We start from the raw sequence: 20,241 nt of genomic DNA, 5'->3' as shown, positions 1-20,241 counted from the left end.
TTTATGTTGCACCTTTGCAAAACCCACGGACATCCCGGGCGAATGGCCCTAAAAATCAGACATGACCATCACCAGAATTTGTTAGAATGACACGATTGAAAAAATGAGCGGTCCTGATAACGTTGCTTTCATGATCCTCATCATGCTGGACCCTGTTCCCGGCTGCCCCGACAGATAACCGGCCCGATGTGGACGACTGCCACGGCGGGGCATGCCGTTATGACCCATTCAGATCCATTCTATACAACAAGGAAAAACATCATGGCCGTAATTCTCCACACCAACCATGGCGATATCAAAATCGAGCTTCATGCCGAAAAGGCTCCTAAAACTGTTGAAAATTTCCTGAACTACGTCCGCTCAGGCCATTACGACGGCACGATTTTTCACCGTATCATCAATGACTTCATGATCCAGGGCGGCGGGTTTGAGCCTGGCATGAACCAGAAACCCACCAACGATCCGGTTGAAAATGAAGCCGACAACGGCTTGCAAAACACCCGCTACACCCTTGCCATGGCAAGAACACCTGATCCGCATTCTGCCACGGCGCAGTTTTTCATCAACGTCAATGACAACCACTTCCTCGATTATCCCGGCCAGGATGGCTGGGGCTACGCTGTCTTTGGTGAAGTTGTGGAAGGACAGGACATCGTCGATGCCCTCAAAACAGTGGAAACCGGCCGTAGCGGCATGCATGCTGATGTACCGAAAGCCGATGTCATCATCGAAAAAGCAGAAGAAGTCGAATAAGGAAAATTAAAAATGAACACCGGCGCAGCAGAAAAGTCCGCAAAAAGCCTGGCCCTGTTCGTGTCAGATACCCACCTGACTGAAGCCAGCCCCAGAACAACCAGCGCTTTTCTCGACTTCATGGCCAATGAAGCGACGAAAACAGAAAGGCTCTATATCCTGGGCGATCTCTTTGAATACTGGGCCGGTGACGATGATATTGAGAGTACTTACAACCGTCGTATTCTCAATGCCATCCGGCAGCTGTCCAATGCCGGTGTCGCCGTTTTCTGGGTGCCGGGCAATCGCGACTTTCTTACCGGTGATAAATTCGCGGTGGAAAGCGGTGCCACTTTCCTGCCGGATCTGCACGGCATAGCAATCGGCAACCAGAAAATCGCCGTGGCGCATGGTGATGCCCAGTGCCTGGAAGACCCCGAGTATGTCAAATTTCGCATGATGGTAAGAAACCCGCAATGGCAGCAACAGTTTCTTTCCATGCCACTGGAACAACGCAAACTTACCATCGAGAGCTTCAGAAAAGACGCCAAAAAGGAAAATGAAGCCAAGTCTGACAATGTGTGGGATGTCACGGCATCGGCCATTGACGAGGTCTTCAGTCAGACCGGTGCTGCGGTTTTCGTTCACGGGCATACCCACCAGCCGGGCCTGCATGAATACGGCACATGCAAACGTTACGTTTTGCCCGACTGGGATCTTGACGGCAGCCAAAAGCGTGGCGGGTGGCTTGAACTGACCGTCGAAGGCACCTTTGTGCAGCACACCGTCAGCCAGTAACGTTTCCTTGCTGCATGCTGCTACCGGATGATGGCAAACGGTTTTCCCTTTATCGATTTTTCACAGCCTTCCGAGAAAGTCGCGCATGAGTTGATTGGCACGACTTTTCTGGTCGATGGCGTGGGCGGCATCATCGTCGAGACAGAAGCGTATGACAGGACCGATCCGGCGTCACACAGTTATGCCGGACCAACGCCCCGAAATGAAGTCATGTTCGGCGAGCCGGCCCACATCTATGTGTACCGCTCCTACGGCATCCACTGGTGTGTCAATTTCACCTGCCGTGAGTTTGGTCATGGCGCAGCGGTCCTGATTCGCGCCCTGCTTCCCACCCACGGCATCGATATCATGACAACACGCCGGAAAACCGGCAACGTCCGCCTGCTGTGCGCAGGACCGGGCCGGCTCTGCCAGGCACTGTCCATTACCCGCGATCTCAATGGCATGCCCCTGAATGCCTCCCGCCTTTCCCTTTTGCCTGCGCCACACCCTGTCGAGGTGGTGAGTGGGCCCCGCATCGGTATTTCCAAAGCCGTTGACATCCCCTGGCGCTTCTGCCTGGCCAATTCGCCTTACCTCAGCCGCCCCTTTAGAAAACCAGCATAAGCGCTTTTGGCATATCCTTGCCGCTTCATGGCTTTTCCATTACGCCATACTGCAAAGACTTATAATCACATGTGAGCTGTCGTCTTTATGCAACAGGAGTTAATCCAAATAAATTCAACAAGTTGCAATTAAATAAACATGTAACCCGTTAAAAAAATGGTTTAATGATGCATAAAAAATAATTTTTATGTTATTTTTTAGTCAACAAAACCGTCGCAGGCTTTATACCATACGGTTTTCCTGATTACGGAACCTTGGTCGATTATGTCAGCACTCAAATCAGAAATCCTGAACCGTCTTTCGACAGCACGGCTGCCATCCCTGCCGCATGTGCTGCTAAGACTGATGGCGATGTGCCAGAAAGACAATACGACCATTTCCGATCTTGCCGGCCTGATTGAACAGGACCCGGCCATGACCCACAAAATCCTGCAGGTTGCCAGCAGCCCGGCTTACCGTCACCTGGGCCAGCAAAACAAGCTGGAACAAAGCCTCATCACCCTGGGCACACACCTGGTTCGGATGGTGGTTATTAATGAATCCGTTTTCCAGAATTTCAATAACCTGCCGGCTTTCCAGCATCAGGATTTGCGTTTTTTCTGGCTGCATTCGCTGAAAACCGCCATTATTGCCAGAAAAGCCGCCTGGTACATGGGGCTATCCAATATTGACGAAGCCTATCTTGCGGGGCTCATGCATGATATCGGGCGTTTAGCCCTGCTCGCTGTGGTACCGGACCTGTACCAGGATCTCTTTACGCTTCCTGACACATCCGGGTTATGTGAAAAAGAATACGAGACGCTTGGCATTGACCATGCCGAGGCTGGCGCCGCACTGATCAGGCAATGGGATTTCGGTACGGCCTTTGCGGAAAGCGTCGCGCATCATCACAGCACGCTTGCGCCCCAAGCACTGCCGGATAATCTGGCCCGGCTGATTCACATGTCAAATCGGCTGGCGGAATGTGCACCGGATGACCCGGCTATTGAGACGATTGCACGCCATTACCAGTTTCCGATACCCATCACGATACAAATCGTTGCCGAGACGCACCGGGATGCTGATGAATCAGCTGCCTATCTTGGCCTGGATATCTCTGACCTGGGCACACTCCAGGAAGGAGTCGTACAGCAACCGCCACCTTTCCCTGTTCAGCAACAGATCAACCTGGAACTTTCCAGCCTGATACAGGCATCCGAACTGGGACGCTTTTTTCTTGGTCATAAAACAGAAACCGATCTCCAGGACGCGGCACTCAAAGCCGCTTCGGCACTGTTCTCCTTAAACAGTGCCGTTTTACTCTGGCAGGAGGGTACGCCCGGCCAGTACAAGGTCATCGCCATTAACAAAACGGTTGAACAATTGAAAGGACATCCTGTTGCCGCGGTTTCACCGGGATGGATTGCAGAGTCCTTCACTCACATGCTGCCGGCATTTATCCCGGGGCTGGATGATCTTTCTCTCACACCGGAAAAAAACATGGCCAGGCTGCTGGGCGGAACAAGCTGGCTTTTACTGCCGCTGGCAGGCAATGGAGAGTGCCCTGGCCTGATTTTCGCCAGCGTTTCGCCAACACAGCTTGAGGCACTTCGTGAGGATAAATACCGTCTGATCTATTTTGGCAGGCAGTTTATTTCGGCCTGGAACCATCTTCTTGATGTGAAAAAAACGATCGATAATAAAGTCGCGCTGGCAGAAGAAAAACACCGGCGGATTTCACAGGAGATGGCTCACGAAGTCAATACCCCCCTGGCAGTTATCAGGAATTACCTGTTTGTTCTCAATAAACAGGTTGATGAGCATTCGCAGGAGAAAAAGGTTATTTCGATTCTGAATGAGGAAGTAGTCCGTCTTGGCAAACTGATCAACGAAATGAGTGACCCGGCCTATTCCAAAAAAGCCCAGAGCGGGCGCACGGACATCAAGGCACTTGTTCAGGATGTCATTGCCCTTTTTCATGAAACCCGCTTTATTCCGGACAATCTGCAAATCATCACCCATGCCTCATCCGCCCTGCCGGAAAAAATGCTCGTCCGTTCACCGGAAAACCTGCTGAGACAGGTACTGGTAAACCTGATCAAAAATGCGGTTGAAGCCATGCCGGGCGGCGGCTCAATCATGATTACCCATAAAGGCCTGGTTGAACAGGAAAACACGACATACTACGCGCTTTCCATTCGCGATACAGGACCCGGCATTCCTGAAACCATCCTGAAAAACGGGTTTCAGCCAACAACGATAACAACCATAACAGAAGGAAAGGATCACCAGGGATTGGGACTGCGTACCGTCTACAGCCTGATCAACCAGATCGAGGCACAGATAGACTGTCAGTCAGGTGCGGGGGGCACAGTATTCAACCTGTTGATCCCGGCGCATACAGCAGAAGAAGTGAGACCGTAAAACCTTGTATCATAGGCACTCGCGTGACAAGCACAAAAACCCAGCAATCTCTTTTTCCGGCGAATACCCCTGACGCTGTTTTTTCACCAAGCATCCTGCTGGTGGATGGCAAGCCACAGCACCTTGCCAGTATTCTGGCACTTTTGGAGGAGTACCCATCAGAAACGGCCATAGCCACCTCAGGCCTTGAGGCATTTCGCCTGTTGAGAAAGGGCCATTTTGACCTGATCCTGCTGGATCTGGATCTTCCGGATCTTGAAGGGTATGTCCTGATGGATTTCATCAGTAAACAGGCGTTCAATCCCGACATTATTGTACTTTCGGCAACGACGGAAGCCAATGCCGCCAGCCAGGCATACCGCCGTGGTGCCTATCGTTTTCTGAAAAAACCCTATTCTCCGGAAGAGTTGCTCCAGGATGTCAGAAACGCGCTTTCCAAGCGCTTCCTGGAAGCGGAAAACCGTTCCATATCATTGCAATTGCGTTATTCCGAACAGCTGTATCGCAGCCTGGTAAACCATGTGCCGGATATTGTCTGCACGTTGAATGAAGGCGGCCAGATCACCTTTATCAATGAAAGCGTGACAACGCTTTTGGGATACCTCCCCGATGAACTGTCGCTGCAACATTACTCCAGGCTGGTTCACCCGCCCGATCTTGAGCGGGCGACCGCTGTATTTGATCACCGGACCGAGCCATTTCTGCAGACAGAATTGCGGCTGTGCACGAAAGAGGAAGCGCATCCGGCATCATTTTTACTGACCCTGATGAATCTGCAGTTTTCCATCTCATCCATGCATCAGGTCAAGGGAACCTATCTTATTGCGCGCGACATTTCTGATAATAAGCGTGCTGAGGAGATTATTTCTTTTCATGCCAATTACGACGCGCTCACCAGCCTGCCCAATCGTGCACTGCTGAAAGAAAAACTGGATGCCGAACTGCAGCATGCCAAAAAATACCAGGTAGGACTGACCATTCTCTTTATCGATCTTGACCGCTTCAAGCTGATTAACGACTCGCTGGGCCATGCCAAGGGTGACTTCCTGCTCAAACAGGTTGCCGCACGGTTAAAAGAAATCGCACGCTACAGCGACATCGTTGCGCGTCTTGGCAGCGATGAATTTGTCCTGGCAATGCCGGGATTGTCCGACCCGAAACGGGTCCAGGATATCGCAACCCGCTGCGCAGAGAGCCTGGGGGCACCATTTGAGATAGCGGCAGATAAAGAAAAACTGACCATTACCGCGAGCATCGGCATTGCCATGTATCCTGAAGATGGCACGACAGTGGAAGAACTGATCGGCAATGCTGATATCGCCATGAGCCATGTCAAGACACAGGGCAAAAATGGCATCTTGTTTTACAACCAGACCATGGCGCGCGCGCCTCATATCCTTTCCCATGAACGCGCCTTGCGTCGGGCGCTTGAGCGTAATGAACTGGAGATGTACTACCAGCCGCAGGTGGACCTCGCCAGCGGAAAAATCATTGGCGCTGAAGCGCTCATGCGCTGGAACCACCCTGAGCGGGGACTGTTGGCTGCCGGTGAATTTCTGCCGCTGGCAGAAGAAAACGGGCTGATCATTCCGATGACAGAGTGGATGCTGGAAGCCGTCTGTTACGACATCCACATTGCGAAAACGCTCAAAAAAGAGATTGTGCCCATTTCAATCAACCTGTCGCCACAGTATATCGACCGCTGTGACTGCCCCCGCAAAATACAGGGGGCGTTGAAACGGCACAGCATTTCACCCGGGTTATTCCAGGTGGAAATCACGGAAAACATCTGCATCCGCAATCCTGCCAATGCCATTATCCAATTGAATGAACTGAATGATATCGGTGTGGATATCTCGATTGATGATTTTGGAACCGGTTATTCCTCGCTGGCTTACCTGCATCGTTTCCCGATACAGACGATCAAGGTTGACCGCTCGTTTGTCAGTGAGATCAACGATCCGGATGGCGACTACCCAGTTGTCCTTGCAATTATTTCAATCGCACAGGGCCTCGATATGACCCTCATTGCCGAGGGAGTGGAAACAGAAATACAGGCACAATACCTGCAGAAATGGGGATGCCATATCATGCAGGGGTACCTGTATCACAAGCCTCTGCCCTTAAAACATCTGCTGGAACTGCTCGTCTGATACCCTGTCAGTTTGACGTCGTTTCAATGCACTTCTTCATAAAACTGGTTTTGGCTGCGCCATGCAGATTCTTTTCCGCTGCCTTCACCTCACAGCTTTGTGCTGCCGACTCAGAGTGCGTATCCGTTACGCATTTTTTCACAAAGCTGTTTTTGGCTGCACCATGCAGATTCTTTTCTGCCGCTTTTTCTTCACAGGCTTTCTGCGCTGCATCCCTTTCACATTTTTTCACAAAGCTGGTTTTGGCTGCACCATGCAGGTTTTTTCCGAATGCCTGTTCTTCACAGGTTGCCGCCTGAGCCGCCGTTGTAACAAAAAACCCCGCCATCAGCATGATCAACAATTTTCGCATCTTGCTCTCCCTTGAAAATGAAATTACCGCCTGTTGCTCCTGGTACAACCCCTTCCTGATAAAACAGGGTAAGGAGACTCTGCCACAGACATTACGATACCTCATGCTTTTTCGCCCAAAGACTGAGCTGCATCAAACAAAGCCTTAGTGCAGGGAAAAATCCACCCGGGTGGCATTATCACCTGTCTTTTTCTTGCTGGCCTGGATAAAGACCCGCTCCTGGGGAATCTCCCCTTTATCCAGCAGCCAGGCCTTCACATTCGCTGCCCGCTTGTCTGCCAGCCCCATGAATTCTTCCTCTGTCACCGGATAATTCTGGATCATGAGTTTTTCCATCTCGGCTGCCGGTAACGACTTCTGGAAGCCGATAAAATTGCGCGGCTTCTTGAAGTCGGCGTCACTATAGACTTCCTTGAGCAGTTTGGCATATTCCTTGTCGCTGACCGTTATCTGGCTTAAACGCAGGTTTTCTCCTTTTTCCCCCATTTCTTTTCTCTTTAACTCACGCACCTTCCGGTTGATTGCCTGCCTTGCCAGCCCGGCCTTGTCCGCTTCGGGGTCATAACACCCGGTCACATCCAGCTTTAAGGCCGGGCGCCCTTGCAATGCCTTGACCAGCGTACCCAGTTTTTCCAGCCCCTTGTCGGTGACATCGGATTTGCCCGGGTCAAATTCCAGGAAGGAAAGCTCCTCTCCACCGCCAAAAGCCGCTGCCAGCAAAGAAAATGGCGCGGTAACCGCTTTCTTGATCAGATTGACGATCACCCGGAACACGATGCCGCCAACAGAAAACTCCGGGTCGTTAAGTGAGCCGGATACCGGCAGGCTGATATCAATGACACCATCGCCATCTTTCAACAGATTGACAGCAAACTGTATCGGCAGGCTGATAACAGGCTTGGCTTCGGTTTTCTCGCCAAAGGTCAATTGGTCCAGCACCAGGCGGTTTTCCGCACTGAGCTCCCCGTTTTCCACCTTGTATGTCACATCAAAGGACAGCTTGCCCTTTTCAATCCCGTAGCCCACGTACTTCGTTGAATACGAGCTGAACTGCGCAAGCTCCATGCCTTTCACATGCCCTTCCAGCTCCAGTGAGAAGGCGGGATTGAAGGGGTTCAGGCTACCGGTAACCGTGAGCGGTGCCCGGTTGACCTGCCCTCTCAGGTCGACAATGGCAATGGCATTGCTTGCGCTGGATATACGCGTAATCACACCGCGAACCCTGTCCATGTTGGCGGTATAGTGCGGTTTGATAAAATTGTCGGTAAAACGCACACGGCCGTTTGTCATCTGGAAGCGGTCAATCCGGATGGGCGGCATCGTACCGGCTGTCTTGACAGCAGCGACCGGGCGGGAGACAACTTCATTGATCTCCATATCCACCGTTGTTTCAATTGCCGTTGCGGGTGCTGCGGCTTTTTCTTCCCCGGCAGCCTTTTCCTGCTGTGAAGCATCTGCCGGCGGCGAACCCTGACCGACCTGCGACGCTTCTGCCTGCTGCAGGGCCTGTGAAACAGATGCCACCTGCAGGGGTTTTTCCGCGCCGTCAGCCGGCTGCGCCGAAGAGGGCGCTGATGCAACATCTTCTGTTACCGGTGCCTCGTGATGCTCATCGCTGTCTGTCAGGCTCTTTTTGCCGCCGGCTTCGCTTCGCAGGATATTCTGCAGATTCAGGCGGCCTTCCGAACTCAGTATCAGCCGGGCAAAAAAACTGTCCAGGTCAGCCCGTCGGGCTGTCAGTGAAAAGGGAGAAAGCTGCACATGCAGCTGTTTGAGTGACAGGTCTTTCCAGCGGACAAACTGGTCACCCTTTATCTGGTCGGTTGTCATCAGGTTGGCAACACTCACATCCCCCTTGTATTCCCCCTTGAGCGCGCCGCCTTTTCCGGTGGCAAGTGTCAGGTGTCCCTTGGTCGAAACATCTGCCTGGCGCAAGGTCAGATTCACGTATTCGTCAATATACTGCTGGATGGCAACAATACTGACCTGTTTCAAGTCAACCGCAAGATCGGCAGAAAGCGGGGCGATACCCAGCTTGCCGTTCACCGCAATATGCCCTTTCTTGTCCACGTCAGCCGTGATATCAAGTGTAGAGATCTTGCCCGGCTCTGTGGAAATTTCCTGGATACTGGCGGCAAGTCCCGTAATTTTTGCACCCAGCGGCTTTCTCAGGTTTTTGTTCTGCATGTGAGCCGACCAGTTCGTGATATCGACACTCCCGATATCCACCCTGAAGTCAGACGAACCCGAACCGCTCCCTCCTGGAGAAGCCTGGCGGCGCCCCTGCGCTTTTTCCAGCGCCATTTCCAGTTCAGCGCTGTCAGAGGCAATCCTGCTGATACGGGCGGATTTTTCCCCCATATCCACGCCAACATCATCCACGGTCAGGTTAAAGGCATTTACCGTGAAATTATAGGGTTTGCCTGCCGAATAATCGGTATAGCTCAGCTTGCCCCCCGAAAGGACAAATTGTTTCAACGCCAGCTTCAGCGGCATGGCTTTTTCTTTCACCTCGCCATCGGCTGCCGTTTTTTTCGGCGGGGCATTTGCCGTTTTCGGCGCGAGATCCAGTAAATTGAGATGCCCCTCTGCACTGTTGACGGCATAGACTTCCGGGTGGGCCAGCTCGATATGGGCGATATGGTAGTCGCTGGCAAAAATGGCATTTTTATCGAGCTTGATGGCCAGCTTGCTAAAGCCGAGCATGGGTTTTCTGGCAAGATCTGTCAGCATGAGGGAATCAATCTGCGCCGTTCCGCTGATATCCAGATCAGAAGGCTTGCTGGCATACTGGATAAAATGCAGGTTCAAATCGAAACTCAGATTGCCTTTGACCATATGAAAAGCCGGCTTGTAGGGAAGATACTGCATGTACCCGGGCAACTCGATATTTTTGAGCGCCATGTTGAATATGGTTTCCCGGTCTTCGGCAAAGGGACGGGTCTTTCCGGACAACTCCATTTTTGTGCCATTGACCAGCGCAGAGAGATGCGGCTCAATAAACGTTTCAACCCGTGAAGGGCTGGACGAAATATAGGGAATACGGACCTTGATTTCTTCCACCCGGTGCTGTGCTTTCATGGGGTGGTCATCAAAGATGATTTTTCCGCCATCCACCTGGATATTGTTGACCGAATAAGACAGCGGCTCCTTTTTCTCCTCATCCGGCTTCATCACCATGTCGATGATATCGCTGATGTTGTACTGGTTATGCTGCGTGCGGGAAAGATGGATATAAGGGTTTTCCAGCTCGACTTCCCGGATGATGGGAGAAAAGGTGAAAGCGGAAAAAGTGGAAACATTGACGTACAGCCTGTCAAAGGAAGCAAAAACTTCCTCGCTGTCCCGCTCACTGAGTGTTACCCCCTTCAGGGTAACGGACAGGGAAAACGGGTTGAAACTGATATCTTCGATCGTCAGCTTGCGATGAAGCTGTTCGGCTACCGCCTGCTGGGCTTTGGTCTTGATGAATCCGGGCAGGAAAATATAACCCGACAGGCCACTGACAAACAGAATGAAAAACAGCACCGACACACCGATAATGAGCTTGCGGCGATACCGTAAAAACAGCGACTTCAGTTGGGCAATATCAGGTTTTCGCATTCAGCACTCCAGGTGGTCGGATCGTAACATGTGCTGCAACAGAAACGTTGCCTTGCGCAGGTCTTATGATAGCATGCAGCCACTGCGTTTATTGCTGTATGGCAAAATCCACACGTGCAGCGGTTTCACCGTTCTCTCCGGACTCGCCGGCCTTGCTGGCCAAAAGGAAAATCCGTGAGTCGGCCACCTTGCCTTTTTCAACCAGCCATGCCTTGACGCGCTCTGAGCGCTGGTAAGCCAATGCCAGGAATTCTTCTTCGGTGGCTTCATAGCCATCAAGCATCACTTTTTCCATCTCGGGAACCGACAGCTTTTTCTGCATCCCGATAAAGTTGCGCGGCTTCTTGATATCCTCATCCTTGTATACCCGTTCCAGGAGTTCCGGGTATTCGCTGTCCTGAACCTTCAACTGGTTCATCATGACCGTCTGACCCTTTTCCTGGAGATCCTTGCGCTTGAGCATACGCACCTTGCGGTCAATCGCAGCCCTGGCAAGACCGGCGCGATCCGCTGCCGGATCATAACGCCCGGTGATATCGAGTTTGAGTTCAGGACGCTCGGCAAATGCCTTGGCCAGCGCTTCCAGCTTGGGCATTTCTTTTTCCGGAATCACAAAGCTGCCCGGATCGAATTCCAGCCACGCCAACTCCGCCCCGCCACCAAACTTGATGGAGAGGAAAGCAAATGGCGCCAGGATGACACGCTTTAACGAAGAGAGAAAAACCTTGGCAAGGATGCCGCCAATGGAAAAATTCGGGTCATCCAGCGAACCGCCAATCGGCAGGTTGATGTCGATAACCCCGTTACTGTCTTTCAACAGTGATACGGCCAGTTCAACCGGCAGGCTGGTTACCGGCTCACCCGGTGCTTTTTCACCAAAGGTAAGCTGTTCCAGAATAAGCCGGTTTTGTGCGATCAGGACCCCCTCTTCCAGCTTGTATTCCACATCAAAAGAAAGCTTGCCCTTGTCAATGCCATAACCGATGTACTTTGTCGTGTAGGAGCTGAACTGCGCGAGTTCCATGCCCCGCACCTGGGCTTTGACATCCAGTGTGAGATTTTCCTTCAGCGGGCTGATCGTGCCAGCCACGACCAGTGGCGCCCTGTTGACCTGTCCGCGAATATCCAGCTTGGCCGAGGCATCCGGATCAGAGGAAAGTCCCGTGACCGTGCCCTCCATTTCGGAGATATTGGCGGTGTAATTCGGCTTGATAAAGTTATCCGTAAAGCGCACCCGCCCTTTTTTCAGGGTGAGCTTCTCAACCACAACCATCGGCAAATTGGCATCCGTTCCATCCGCATCGGGCCTGACCGTACCGACCATCACGTTACCCTTGTCCTTGACCGCGCTTTCCCGCTTGCCCCCGGTATCGGCCAGGGCATCAAGTTCGCTGTCCGTTTCTGTCAGGCTCATCTGGCCGCCCGCATCGCTTCGCATGATGTTACGCAGATTCAGGCGCCCATCGGCATTCAGGATCACACGGGCAAAGAAATTATTCAGCTCTGCCTCCTTGATATGGACGGACAGTGGCATGAGTTTTGCCTCCACATCCTTCAGGGCAAGCAGATTCCACCGGATGAAAGAATCCTTGTTGACCTGGTCAACGGTTCGCAGCTTCGCGAGGGAAATATCCCCCCGGTACCCGCCTTCCAGAGCACCGTCCTTGTTTTCTTTCAGCGCCAGGGTACCGGTAAGCGAAAGATTGGCCCGGTTCATGGTCAGGTTGACGTAATCCTCAATATACGGTTGGATGGCAACAATACTCAGATCCTTCATGTCCAGCGCCAGGTTCACATTCAGTGGTGAAAGTCCCACCTTGCCATCCGCGGAAAACTTTCCGGTCTTGTCGACCGTGGCACGCACAGAAAACTGGCTGGATTTTCCCGGTGAGGAAGAGATATCCTGACCGGTAACCGACAGATCCGTAATCGCCCCGCCCAGCGGGTTTTTGAGGTTGATATTGCGTCCCTTGACAGACCAGCCCGTAATCGCCAGCTTGCCAATGCTCATGGTATAGGGGTCTTCTGAGGGCATAACCACGGCTTTGGCCCCTTCAGCCGCTTTTTTCGCCTCCACTTTTTCGTGTTTTTCGAGCTGTCCCATCAGGACGCCCCCCTTGAGGCAATCTCACCGATACTGATATCACGCTTTTTCGTATCGAGCTTCACATTGGCCACAGACAGGTCAACCTTCTGGGCACGCCCTGAAATCGGCAGTCCGGCACGATCTGTCGTATTTTTGTTCTTCATGCGGGCCGACCAGTCGCTGACAGCGACCTTGCCCACACTGATGGAAAATCCGTCTGCCTGCTGTGCTTTTTTCGCCTCGATGATGGAAGCCAACAAAGCCGCACGGGCAGCAGCACGCTTGCCCACACTGGTCGGCTTCTTGTAGGGTTCCAGTTCGACATCGGCATTACCGCCCCTGGAGCTGACACTGGCAACCGAAATGGTCTGGTCTTTCAGGCTGATATCGGTATTATCTACAGTGACACCCAGCTTGGTCAGGGTGGCGGAAAACGGCATTTCAAAAGGATCGTACCGGTTACTGTTTTTCACCTTGCCTGACCAGTTGGCAATATCCACCTTGCCGACCTTGATACTGAATGGCGTGCCCGCTTCTTTTCCACTGCTGCTGGCAACAGGCACCCTGGGCGGATGGTTTTCCATCAGCACATCGAAAGACCCGCCTGTCGAACGGATCTGGCTAACAGCGACAGTCGATTGCTTCATATCAACGCGGGTATTGTCGATATTCAGGCCAAATTTGCTGATACTGGCTGATACCGGCAGCGCGGCAAGATCCCCCTGGTTGTTGTTTTTCAGCTTGCCGGACCAATTCGTGATCCCGAGCTGTCCCACCGTAATATGAAACGCCGATCCGCCAGCCGCTGCGGATGGCGCCTTGTTGCCTGCCGGATGATCATCCAGGGTCACATCCACGCTGCCGCCGGCAGACTGGACACAAGCCACGGTAATCGTTTCGTTTTTCAGGTCGACTTCCGTATTTTCCACAGTCACGCCCAGGCGGCTGACCACTGCCGAAAACGGCAATGCCGCCGCGTCACGCGCACTGGTGTTTTTCACCTTGCCGGACCAGTTGGCAATGCCCAGCTTGCCCACCTGCACCGTGAAGGGTGATGTGCTGCCAGCTTTTTTCCCGTCGTTTTTGGAGACCGCCACAGAAGTCGTGCTGTGCATTGCCACATCAAAGCTGCCACCGGAAGACTGTATCTGCCCGACTTTGACTGCGCGGGTATTCAGATCCACCTCGGCATCTGTTATGGTCAGCCCGAATTTATTGACGGTGGCAGAAACCGGCAATGCCGCAAAATCCGCCGTATTACTGTTTTTCAGTTTGGCAGACCAGTTGGCAATCTCCAGTTTGGCCAGGCGCAGGGTATAGCCCTCATCTTCCTTGTCGTTGCCTGTTGATTTGTCTTCATCGACTTTTTCGCCGCCCGGCTTGCCGCGCTCTCGGGAAAAAGCGATATCCATTGCCGTTGAGGGTGAGGATACCCTGCCGACAGTGATTTCGCGCTTTGCCGAATCCAGGAGCACATCATTGACGGTCAGATCGAAACTGCTGGCTGACGCATCCATCGGCATGAGGTCTGACTGGTCGGTATAGCGCAGCCGCGCTTTTTTGATGAGCAGCTCCTTAAGCGCAATGGTCATTCCCTTCGGCTCGGCCTCTTCAACCGATGCCTTCACCACCTTGCCCTCTTCTCCCGGCTTCATGGCGGCATTGCGCACCCCGGCCTGGGGCGGCGTTTCCTCATCCTCAACCGGCGCCACCACCTTGTCGGCATGGGCCAGCAGGTTGGCAAAATTCAGCACACCGTTTTTGTCGCTGATCGCATGGATTTCCGGCTTGACGATTTCCAGCCTGTTGATACGGTATTCGCCCTTGACCGGTGAATTCTGTCCCAGGTGCAAATCCAGCTTTTCCAGGTCAAAAAGCGGCTTGCCCTGCTGGGTCATGTGAACCGAGCGCACAGTCACCTGCCCGCCGATATCCATACTGGTGGCCCCATCTTTCGGGCGGTGGATATAAAACGACAGATTCAGATCCAGCCAGCCTTCATTGAACTTGTAGGCCGGATGGAAAGGCACATAATTGAAGATGCGCGTCAGATCAATATTGTCCATGTTGAGCTTGAGAATACGATCCCGGCTGTCTTCAGACGGTTTTTCCCGGATGATTTCCAGTTTCTTGCCATTGATCATGGCATGAAATTCCGGTTCGACATGGCGTGCAATGCCACGTACCGGTCCCCTGTACAGATAGGGTAAACCCACATTGAAATCACTGATAAGAGTCTTTGTACCCTTTTCCCGGTTTTCCAGCTCGATTCGGGCATCAATGATCTGGAAATTGTAAATGCCGAATTTGCGCTTGCGGATGGCGGCACGTCTCTCCTCGGCATTTTGCGGCCGTTTATCCGGCTCGGCCTGCACAGCCTCTTCCTTGCTTTCCTCGCCCTCGGTTTTTTTGAAAAGTGCCAGGATATCGTCGAAATTGCGTTCCTTTTCCGACAGACGGACAATACGGGCAAAGGGATTGACCAGCCTGAATTCGGTAACAACCGGCGTCATTTTCAGCACAGACCATCCGGACACCTCGACATACAACTGATCAAACCCGACAAAACGTTCTTCGCTGTTGGGCTCGGACAGGCTGAACCCTTCCACATTCAGCGTGAAGGCAAAGGGATTGAAATCCAGCTTGTTGATGACAAGCTGGCGATGCAGCTTTTCTGTGGCGATGCCTTGCGCCTTTGACTTGATATAGGACGGCAGCACCCAAAAGCCAAGGGCCGCATAAAGCAGTGGCAAAGCGATGAGAAAACACCCGATACCAATGCCGATCCGCCGGGAAATGCGGATGCGGGCGGCACGGGAGGCTGCTTTTTTCAGCGCATCTGTTGAAACCGCTTTTTTCAGCCTTTCGATCATTTATGGGCACCTGTCCTGGCTCGTGTTCAGTTCGTTTAAGGATAAACCGTTTCCCATATAATTTCACGCCGTTTCCCCAACAACGATACATATTCTTACAAAAACCCGCCTGCGTGGCGCCCGGCCCGTTTTCTGCTTGTTATTGCGCAACCCGGTCCATTTCGTGTTTGTTTCTGCGCAAAACCGCGCAAACAGCGACTGTATCTAATGAAAGCGTATTCGACAGGACATTTGATAAACCTCTGAACAGCCCCTGTTATTCTGCGGTTCAATACCCAATACAATCGCAACCCGGTGGTGCGATTTTATTGCAACCGTTAAAAGAGGATTCGCATGCACACCATTTATGCTGCCATTCACCATCTTTTCACTGTCTCACCCGAGCTTGCCCTTTTTCTTTCACTGTGTCTTGGCTATCTTGTCGGCAAGATCAATTTCGGCAAATTCCAGTTGGGCGGCGTGGCAGGCTCCCTGCTCATGGCTGTTTTAGTCAGCCAGTTCGGCGTGCACATCAATGATGTGGTCAAAAACATCCTCTTTGCCCTGTTTATTTTCGCCGTGGGCTATACCAGCGGCCCCATGTTTTTCCGCTCACTGGGCAGGCAAAGTATCCGCGAAATCATTCTTTCAGGGGTTCTTGCCCTCACCGGTCTTGCAACCGTCGTCATCCTGGCGCATGTCTTTTCACTGGACAAGGGAACCGCAGCGGGTATCGCTGCAGGCGGGCTGACCCAGTCTGCCATCATGGGCACCGCCGAATCCGCCATCAACAGCATGAATCTGGGGCCTGAGGTCACCTCGCAAATGGTGGCCAATATCTCGGTTGGTTACGGCGTCACCTATATTTTCGGCTCTTTCGGCACCATCCTCATCTGTGTCAACCTGCTGGAAAAATTCATGGGCAGGACGATTCGTGACGATGCCATGAAGGCTGAAGCTGCCCAGCACAGCACCGGCATCATCCTGGGTGAAGGTGAGCAGCTTGCCGCACCGGAATTCATCGGACGCGTCTTTTTAGCCGGTACCGCTGCGGGAAAGACCGTCAGCGAATTTGAACAGTCATTCGGCGCCTACCCGATCACCATTGAGCGCATCCGGCGCAACAATGCGTCACTCGGTGTCTCCCCGCAGACCGTACTGGAAGCAAATGACAAAATTCTTGTCATCGGCCAGCGTTCCGCCCTTTTGGCCACAAGGGAAATGCTCGGCAGCGAACAAGCCGCAGACAGGGACATGCAATTGCCCATCCTGACGCGTGAAATCGTGCTGACCAGTACCAAATACAACGACAAGACATTACGTGAAATCCGGGACATGACGTCCCCCGATATGCGGCACGGCATCTATATCCTCTCCATTTCCCGCGGTGGCAATATTATTCCCGTGGCACTGGATACCCAGGTTGAAAATGGTGACATCTTCCGTTTTTACGGCGCAGAACAGGATATTCGCCGTGTGGCGGCAGAACTCGGCTACGCCATCATCCCGAGCGAAAAAACCGATATGGTCTTCATGAGCCTGGGCGTCGTTGTCGGCCTCCTGATCGGGCTGGTGGTCCTGCACATCGACAGCATTCCCATCACGCTCGGCAGTGGCGGCGGTGCGCTGCTATCCGGCCTCATCTTCGGCTGGTGGCGCAGCCGGCACATGAATATGGGCTCGCTTCCGGGTGCCGCTTCACAGTTGCTGAAAGATCTGGGACTTGCCGGATTTGTTGCCGTGGTCGGACTGAATTACGGCATGCAGGCCGTTGATACCGTCAAGGCGCACGGGGTCTCCATTTTCCTGATCGGCGTGCTCGTCACCATTATCCCGCTTATCATCACCATGGTCTTTGGGCGCTACGTCCTCAAGTACGACAACGTGGCGATCTTTGCCGGGGCCTTGAGCGGCTCGCGCAGCGCCAACCCGGCATTTGGCGAAATCCTGGACAAGGCGGAAAACTCGGTCCCGACAACGCCCTTTGCCATCACCTATGCGCTGGCAAATGTCTTTCTCACGCTACTCGGCCCGCTTGTTGTGGCATTTACCTGAATACACTTTCTCACTGAAAGGAACCAACCATGAGCACGCCCAACCTGAAGGAACTGGCATCCTTAAGCCCCTTTGAACTCAAGAATTTCCTCATTGATACCGCCTCGCAGAACAAGGCCCAGCTGCTTTTGAATGCCGGGCGGGGCAATCCCAATTTCCTGGCAACCGAGCCGCGCCACGGCTTCTTCCAGATGGGGCTTTTTGCCATGCAGGAGTCCGAGCGCAGCTTTTCCTACCTGCCGGAAGGCGTAGGCGGTTTTCCCGAAAAAACCGGTCTGGAGGGGCGATTTGACATCTTCACCAACGAATACCGAAATGTCCAGGGCGTTCCCTTTATCCGCAAAGCCGTTTCCTACGTGCGGGATCACCTTGGCATTCCCGCTGGTGAGTTCATCTATGAAATGTGTGAAGGCATCCTCGGCTGCATGTACCCGGTACCGGACCGCATGCTCACGCTCTCGGAAAAAATCGTCGGCGAATACATCCGCAAGGAAATGATCGGTAATACTCCCTTTACCGGCAAATTCGACATGTTTGCCGTTGAGGGCGGCACGGCAGCCATGACCTATCTTTTCGAGTCGATGAAGGAAAACCATCTGTTAAAAGAAGGCGACACCATCGCGCTGGGCATGCCCATTTTCACGCCTTACATCGAAATCCCCGAACTCAACGACTACCAGCTCGTTGAAATCGGCATCAATGCCGAGCCCGAAAACCAGTGGCAATACAGCAAAAAAGAACTCGACAAGCTGCTTGACCCGAAAATCAAGGCCTTCTTCCTGGTCAACCCGAGCAATCCGCCTTCGGTCAGGATTTCGGATGAAGACCTGCAGTACCTCACTGAAATCGTCAAGAAACGCCCGGATCTCATCATCCTCACGGACGATGTTTATGGCACTTTTGCCGACAACTTTACCTCGCTTTTCGCCACCTGCCCGCAAAATACCATTCTCGTTTACTCCTTTTCCAAGTATTTTGGCGCAACCGGCTGGCGCCTCGGCGTGATTGCCGTCCACGAAAACAACATCTTCGACAAGGCCATTGCCAAATTGCCGGAAAAAACAAAAAAAGCACTGGATGAGCGTTACCAATCCATCACCACCGATCCGCGCCACCTGAAATTCATCGACCGCCTCGTGGCGGACAGCCGTACCGTGGCGCTGAACCATACCGCAGGCCTTGCCACCCCGGCGCAGGTGCAGATGGTGATGTTTTCACTCTTTGCCCTGATGGATGAAAATGACGAATACAAGAAGGCCATGAAACGCCTGATCCGCCGCCGCCTGGATGCGCTCTACCGTGACCAGGAAATCCGGCCGGAACACGACGAGAACGAAGTCGCCTATTACCATCTGCTGGATCTGGAAACCCAGGGGGTACAGCTTTATGGCCCGGATTTTGTCAAATGGCTGCTGAAAAAACTCGAGCCCAATGAATTCCTGTTTGAACTGGCGGAAAAATCCGGTGTCGTGCTTTTGCCGGGTTCCGGCTTTGGCACCAGCCACCCGTCCGCACGCGTTTCGCTGGCCAACCTGACAGAAGTTGAATACACCCGTATCGGCCAGGCCGTGCGTACCCTGCTGGACAAATACTACGATCAGTACAAACGGGGCGGTGGCAAATCAAAAGCTGCAAACGGTTCGGCAAAATCCCGGACAGTCGCCAACGTAAAAAAAATCGCGAAGTCGGCCAAAAAAGTGCTTTCTTCTTCGGCACGCAATAAAACCGCCGGGAAAAAATAAACTTTTCCCGGCCGGCAAAAAAGCCGTACTGCGTAGTGCGCCGTACGGCTTTTTTCTGTTCACGCAATAAGGGCTTATTCCACCAGCTTGCCGAGCTGCTCTGCATCCACCTTCTGGTTTTCCGGCACTTTTTCAAAATCGATACCGGCATTTTCCAGCGCCTGCTTGATGTTTTGGAGCTGGGTATCCTGGGTGGCGGCATTGTTGATCAGCCCGCGCAAGGCCTTGAAAAGCGGATCGTCGCCATTGACTGTGATACCGTAGGATGAGAAGAGCCGGGTCGCCGCATCGTCTCCCTGGTCCCTGTCCGATGGCAGGATAATCCGGGCCGGATTGCCAACGGCTGTCGCCCCGGCAGGCACTTCCCGCACCACCACGGCATTGGAGCCGACTTTTGCATTTTCCCCCACGGTGAAGTTGCCCAGCAGCTGCGCACCCGCACCGACAATCACGCCCCGCCCAAGTGTCGGATGCCGCTTGCGTCCTTCCGCCAGCGTGGTGCCGCCAAGCGTCACGCCCTGGTAGATCGTGCAGTCATCCCCGATCTCTGCCGTTTCCCCGATCACAACACCAAAGCCGTGGTCGATGAATACCCGGCGGCCAATGATGGCGCCCGGATGGATTTCAATACCGGTCATGATCCGCGACAGGTAGGCAAGAAAGCGGCCCAGCCAGCGAAGCCGGTGGCGCCACAGCCAGTGCGAAATCCGGTGCAGCAAAATGGCATGAAGCCCCGGATAACACGTCAGCACCTCCCACGTATTCCGGGCGGCCGGATCGCGTTCAAGGATGCTGGCTATGTCTTCACGAAGTTTCCGAAACATGGGGCTGTCAAAAAAAGAAGGTTAAGCAGGCAGAT

Annotated in this window: 12 protein-coding genes; 7 read left to right on the top strand and 5 right to left on the bottom strand. The window is 53.1% G+C overall.

Going from position 1 to position 20,241, the window contains the following annotated elements; all coding sequences use genetic code 11:
- Positions 1 to 261 precede the first annotated feature (261 nt).
- The 5 genes from NB640_RS09390 to NB640_RS09370 all read left to right on the top strand — a co-directional run bounded on the left by NB640_RS09390 (position 262) and on the right by NB640_RS09370 (position 6,692).
- Positions 262 to 753 carry a peptidylprolyl isomerase gene (locus NB640_RS09390; RefSeq protein WP_269308449.1) on the top strand — a complete coding sequence of 164 codons (492 nt, stop codon included), beginning with the start codon at positions 262 to 264 and terminating at the stop codon, positions 751 to 753.
- A 12-nt stretch (positions 754 to 765) separates the two neighbouring features.
- Positions 766 to 1,530 carry a UDP-2,3-diacylglucosamine diphosphatase gene (locus NB640_RS09385; protein ID WP_269308448.1) on the top strand — a complete coding sequence of 255 codons (765 nt, stop codon included), beginning with the start codon at positions 766 to 768 and terminating at the stop codon, positions 1,528 to 1,530.
- Between the two features lie 27 nt (positions 1,531 to 1,557).
- Positions 1,558 to 2,136: a DNA-3-methyladenine glycosylase gene (locus NB640_RS09380; protein WP_269308447.1), complete on the top strand. Its 579-nt coding sequence runs from the start codon at positions 1,558 to 1,560 to the stop codon at positions 2,134 to 2,136.
- A gap of 264 nt (positions 2,137 to 2,400) precedes the next feature.
- Positions 2,401 to 4,539 (top strand): HDOD domain-containing protein, encoded by a 2,139-nt coding sequence (locus NB640_RS09375; RefSeq protein WP_269308446.1) that lies wholly within the window; start codon positions 2,401 to 2,403, stop codon positions 4,537 to 4,539.
- A gap of 23 nt (positions 4,540 to 4,562) precedes the next feature.
- On the top strand, positions 4,563 to 6,692 hold the full coding sequence (locus tag NB640_RS09370; protein ID WP_269308445.1) for a putative bifunctional diguanylate cyclase/phosphodiesterase: 2,130 nt from the start codon (positions 4,563 to 4,565) through the stop codon (positions 6,690 to 6,692).
- A gap of 7 nt (positions 6,693 to 6,699) precedes the next feature.
- On the opposite strand, the gene NB640_RS09360 is transcribed toward NB640_RS09370, so the two are convergent.
- The 4 genes from NB640_RS09360 to NB640_RS09345 form a co-directional block, all read right to left on the bottom strand.
- A complete protein-coding gene (locus NB640_RS09360; RefSeq protein ID WP_332880210.1) occupies positions 6,700 to 7,044 on the bottom strand; it encodes a PsiF family protein in 345 nt (114 codons plus the stop codon).
- Between the two features lie 144 nt (positions 7,045 to 7,188).
- Positions 7,189 to 10,647 (bottom strand): DUF748 domain-containing protein, encoded by a 3,459-nt coding sequence (locus tag NB640_RS09355; protein ID WP_269308444.1) that lies wholly within the window; start codon positions 10,645 to 10,647, stop codon positions 7,189 to 7,191.
- Positions 10,648 to 10,735: 88 nt separating this feature from the next.
- The gene (locus NB640_RS09350) at positions 10,736 to 12,751 is read right to left on the bottom strand and encodes a DUF748 domain-containing protein (RefSeq protein WP_269308443.1); all 2,016 of its coding nucleotides are present in this window, start codon (positions 12,749 to 12,751) and stop codon (positions 10,736 to 10,738) included.
- Positions 12,751 to 15,606, bottom strand: a complete 2,856-nt coding sequence (locus tag NB640_RS09345) for a DUF748 domain-containing protein (protein ID WP_269308442.1) — start codon at positions 15,604 to 15,606, stop codon at positions 12,751 to 12,753. The genes NB640_RS09350 and NB640_RS09345 overlap by 1 nt, the downstream gene beginning before the upstream one ends.
- A 333-nt stretch (positions 15,607 to 15,939) precedes the next feature.
- Between NB640_RS09345 and aspT the strand changes: the two genes are divergently transcribed.
- Positions 15,940 to 17,640 carry an aspartate-alanine antiporter gene (gene aspT / locus NB640_RS09340; RefSeq protein ID WP_269308441.1) on the top strand — a complete coding sequence of 567 codons (1,701 nt, stop codon included), beginning with the start codon at positions 15,940 to 15,942 and terminating at the stop codon, positions 17,638 to 17,640.
- A gap of 29 nt (positions 17,641 to 17,669) precedes the next feature.
- Positions 17,670 to 19,382, top strand: a complete 1,713-nt coding sequence (locus tag NB640_RS09335; protein ID WP_269308440.1) for a bifunctional aspartate transaminase/aspartate 4-decarboxylase — start codon at positions 17,670 to 17,672, stop codon at positions 19,380 to 19,382.
- Positions 19,383 to 19,456: 74 nt separating this feature from the next.
- Here NB640_RS09335 and cysE read toward each other — a convergent pair whose 3' ends face one another.
- The gene (gene cysE, locus NB640_RS09330; RefSeq protein ID WP_269308439.1) at positions 19,457 to 20,206 is read right to left on the bottom strand and encodes a serine O-acetyltransferase; all 750 of its coding nucleotides are present in this window, start codon (positions 20,204 to 20,206) and stop codon (positions 19,457 to 19,459) included.
- Positions 20,207 to 20,241: the final 35 nt, after the last annotated feature.

The organism is Oxalobacter vibrioformis, assembly GCF_027118995.1.
Lineage (GTDB): Bacteria > Pseudomonadota > Gammaproteobacteria > Burkholderiales > Burkholderiaceae_D > Oxalobacter > Oxalobacter vibrioformis.
The sequence above is the reverse complement of the archived record's forward strand: the minus strand, read 5'-3'. Positions and strand labels throughout refer to the sequence as shown.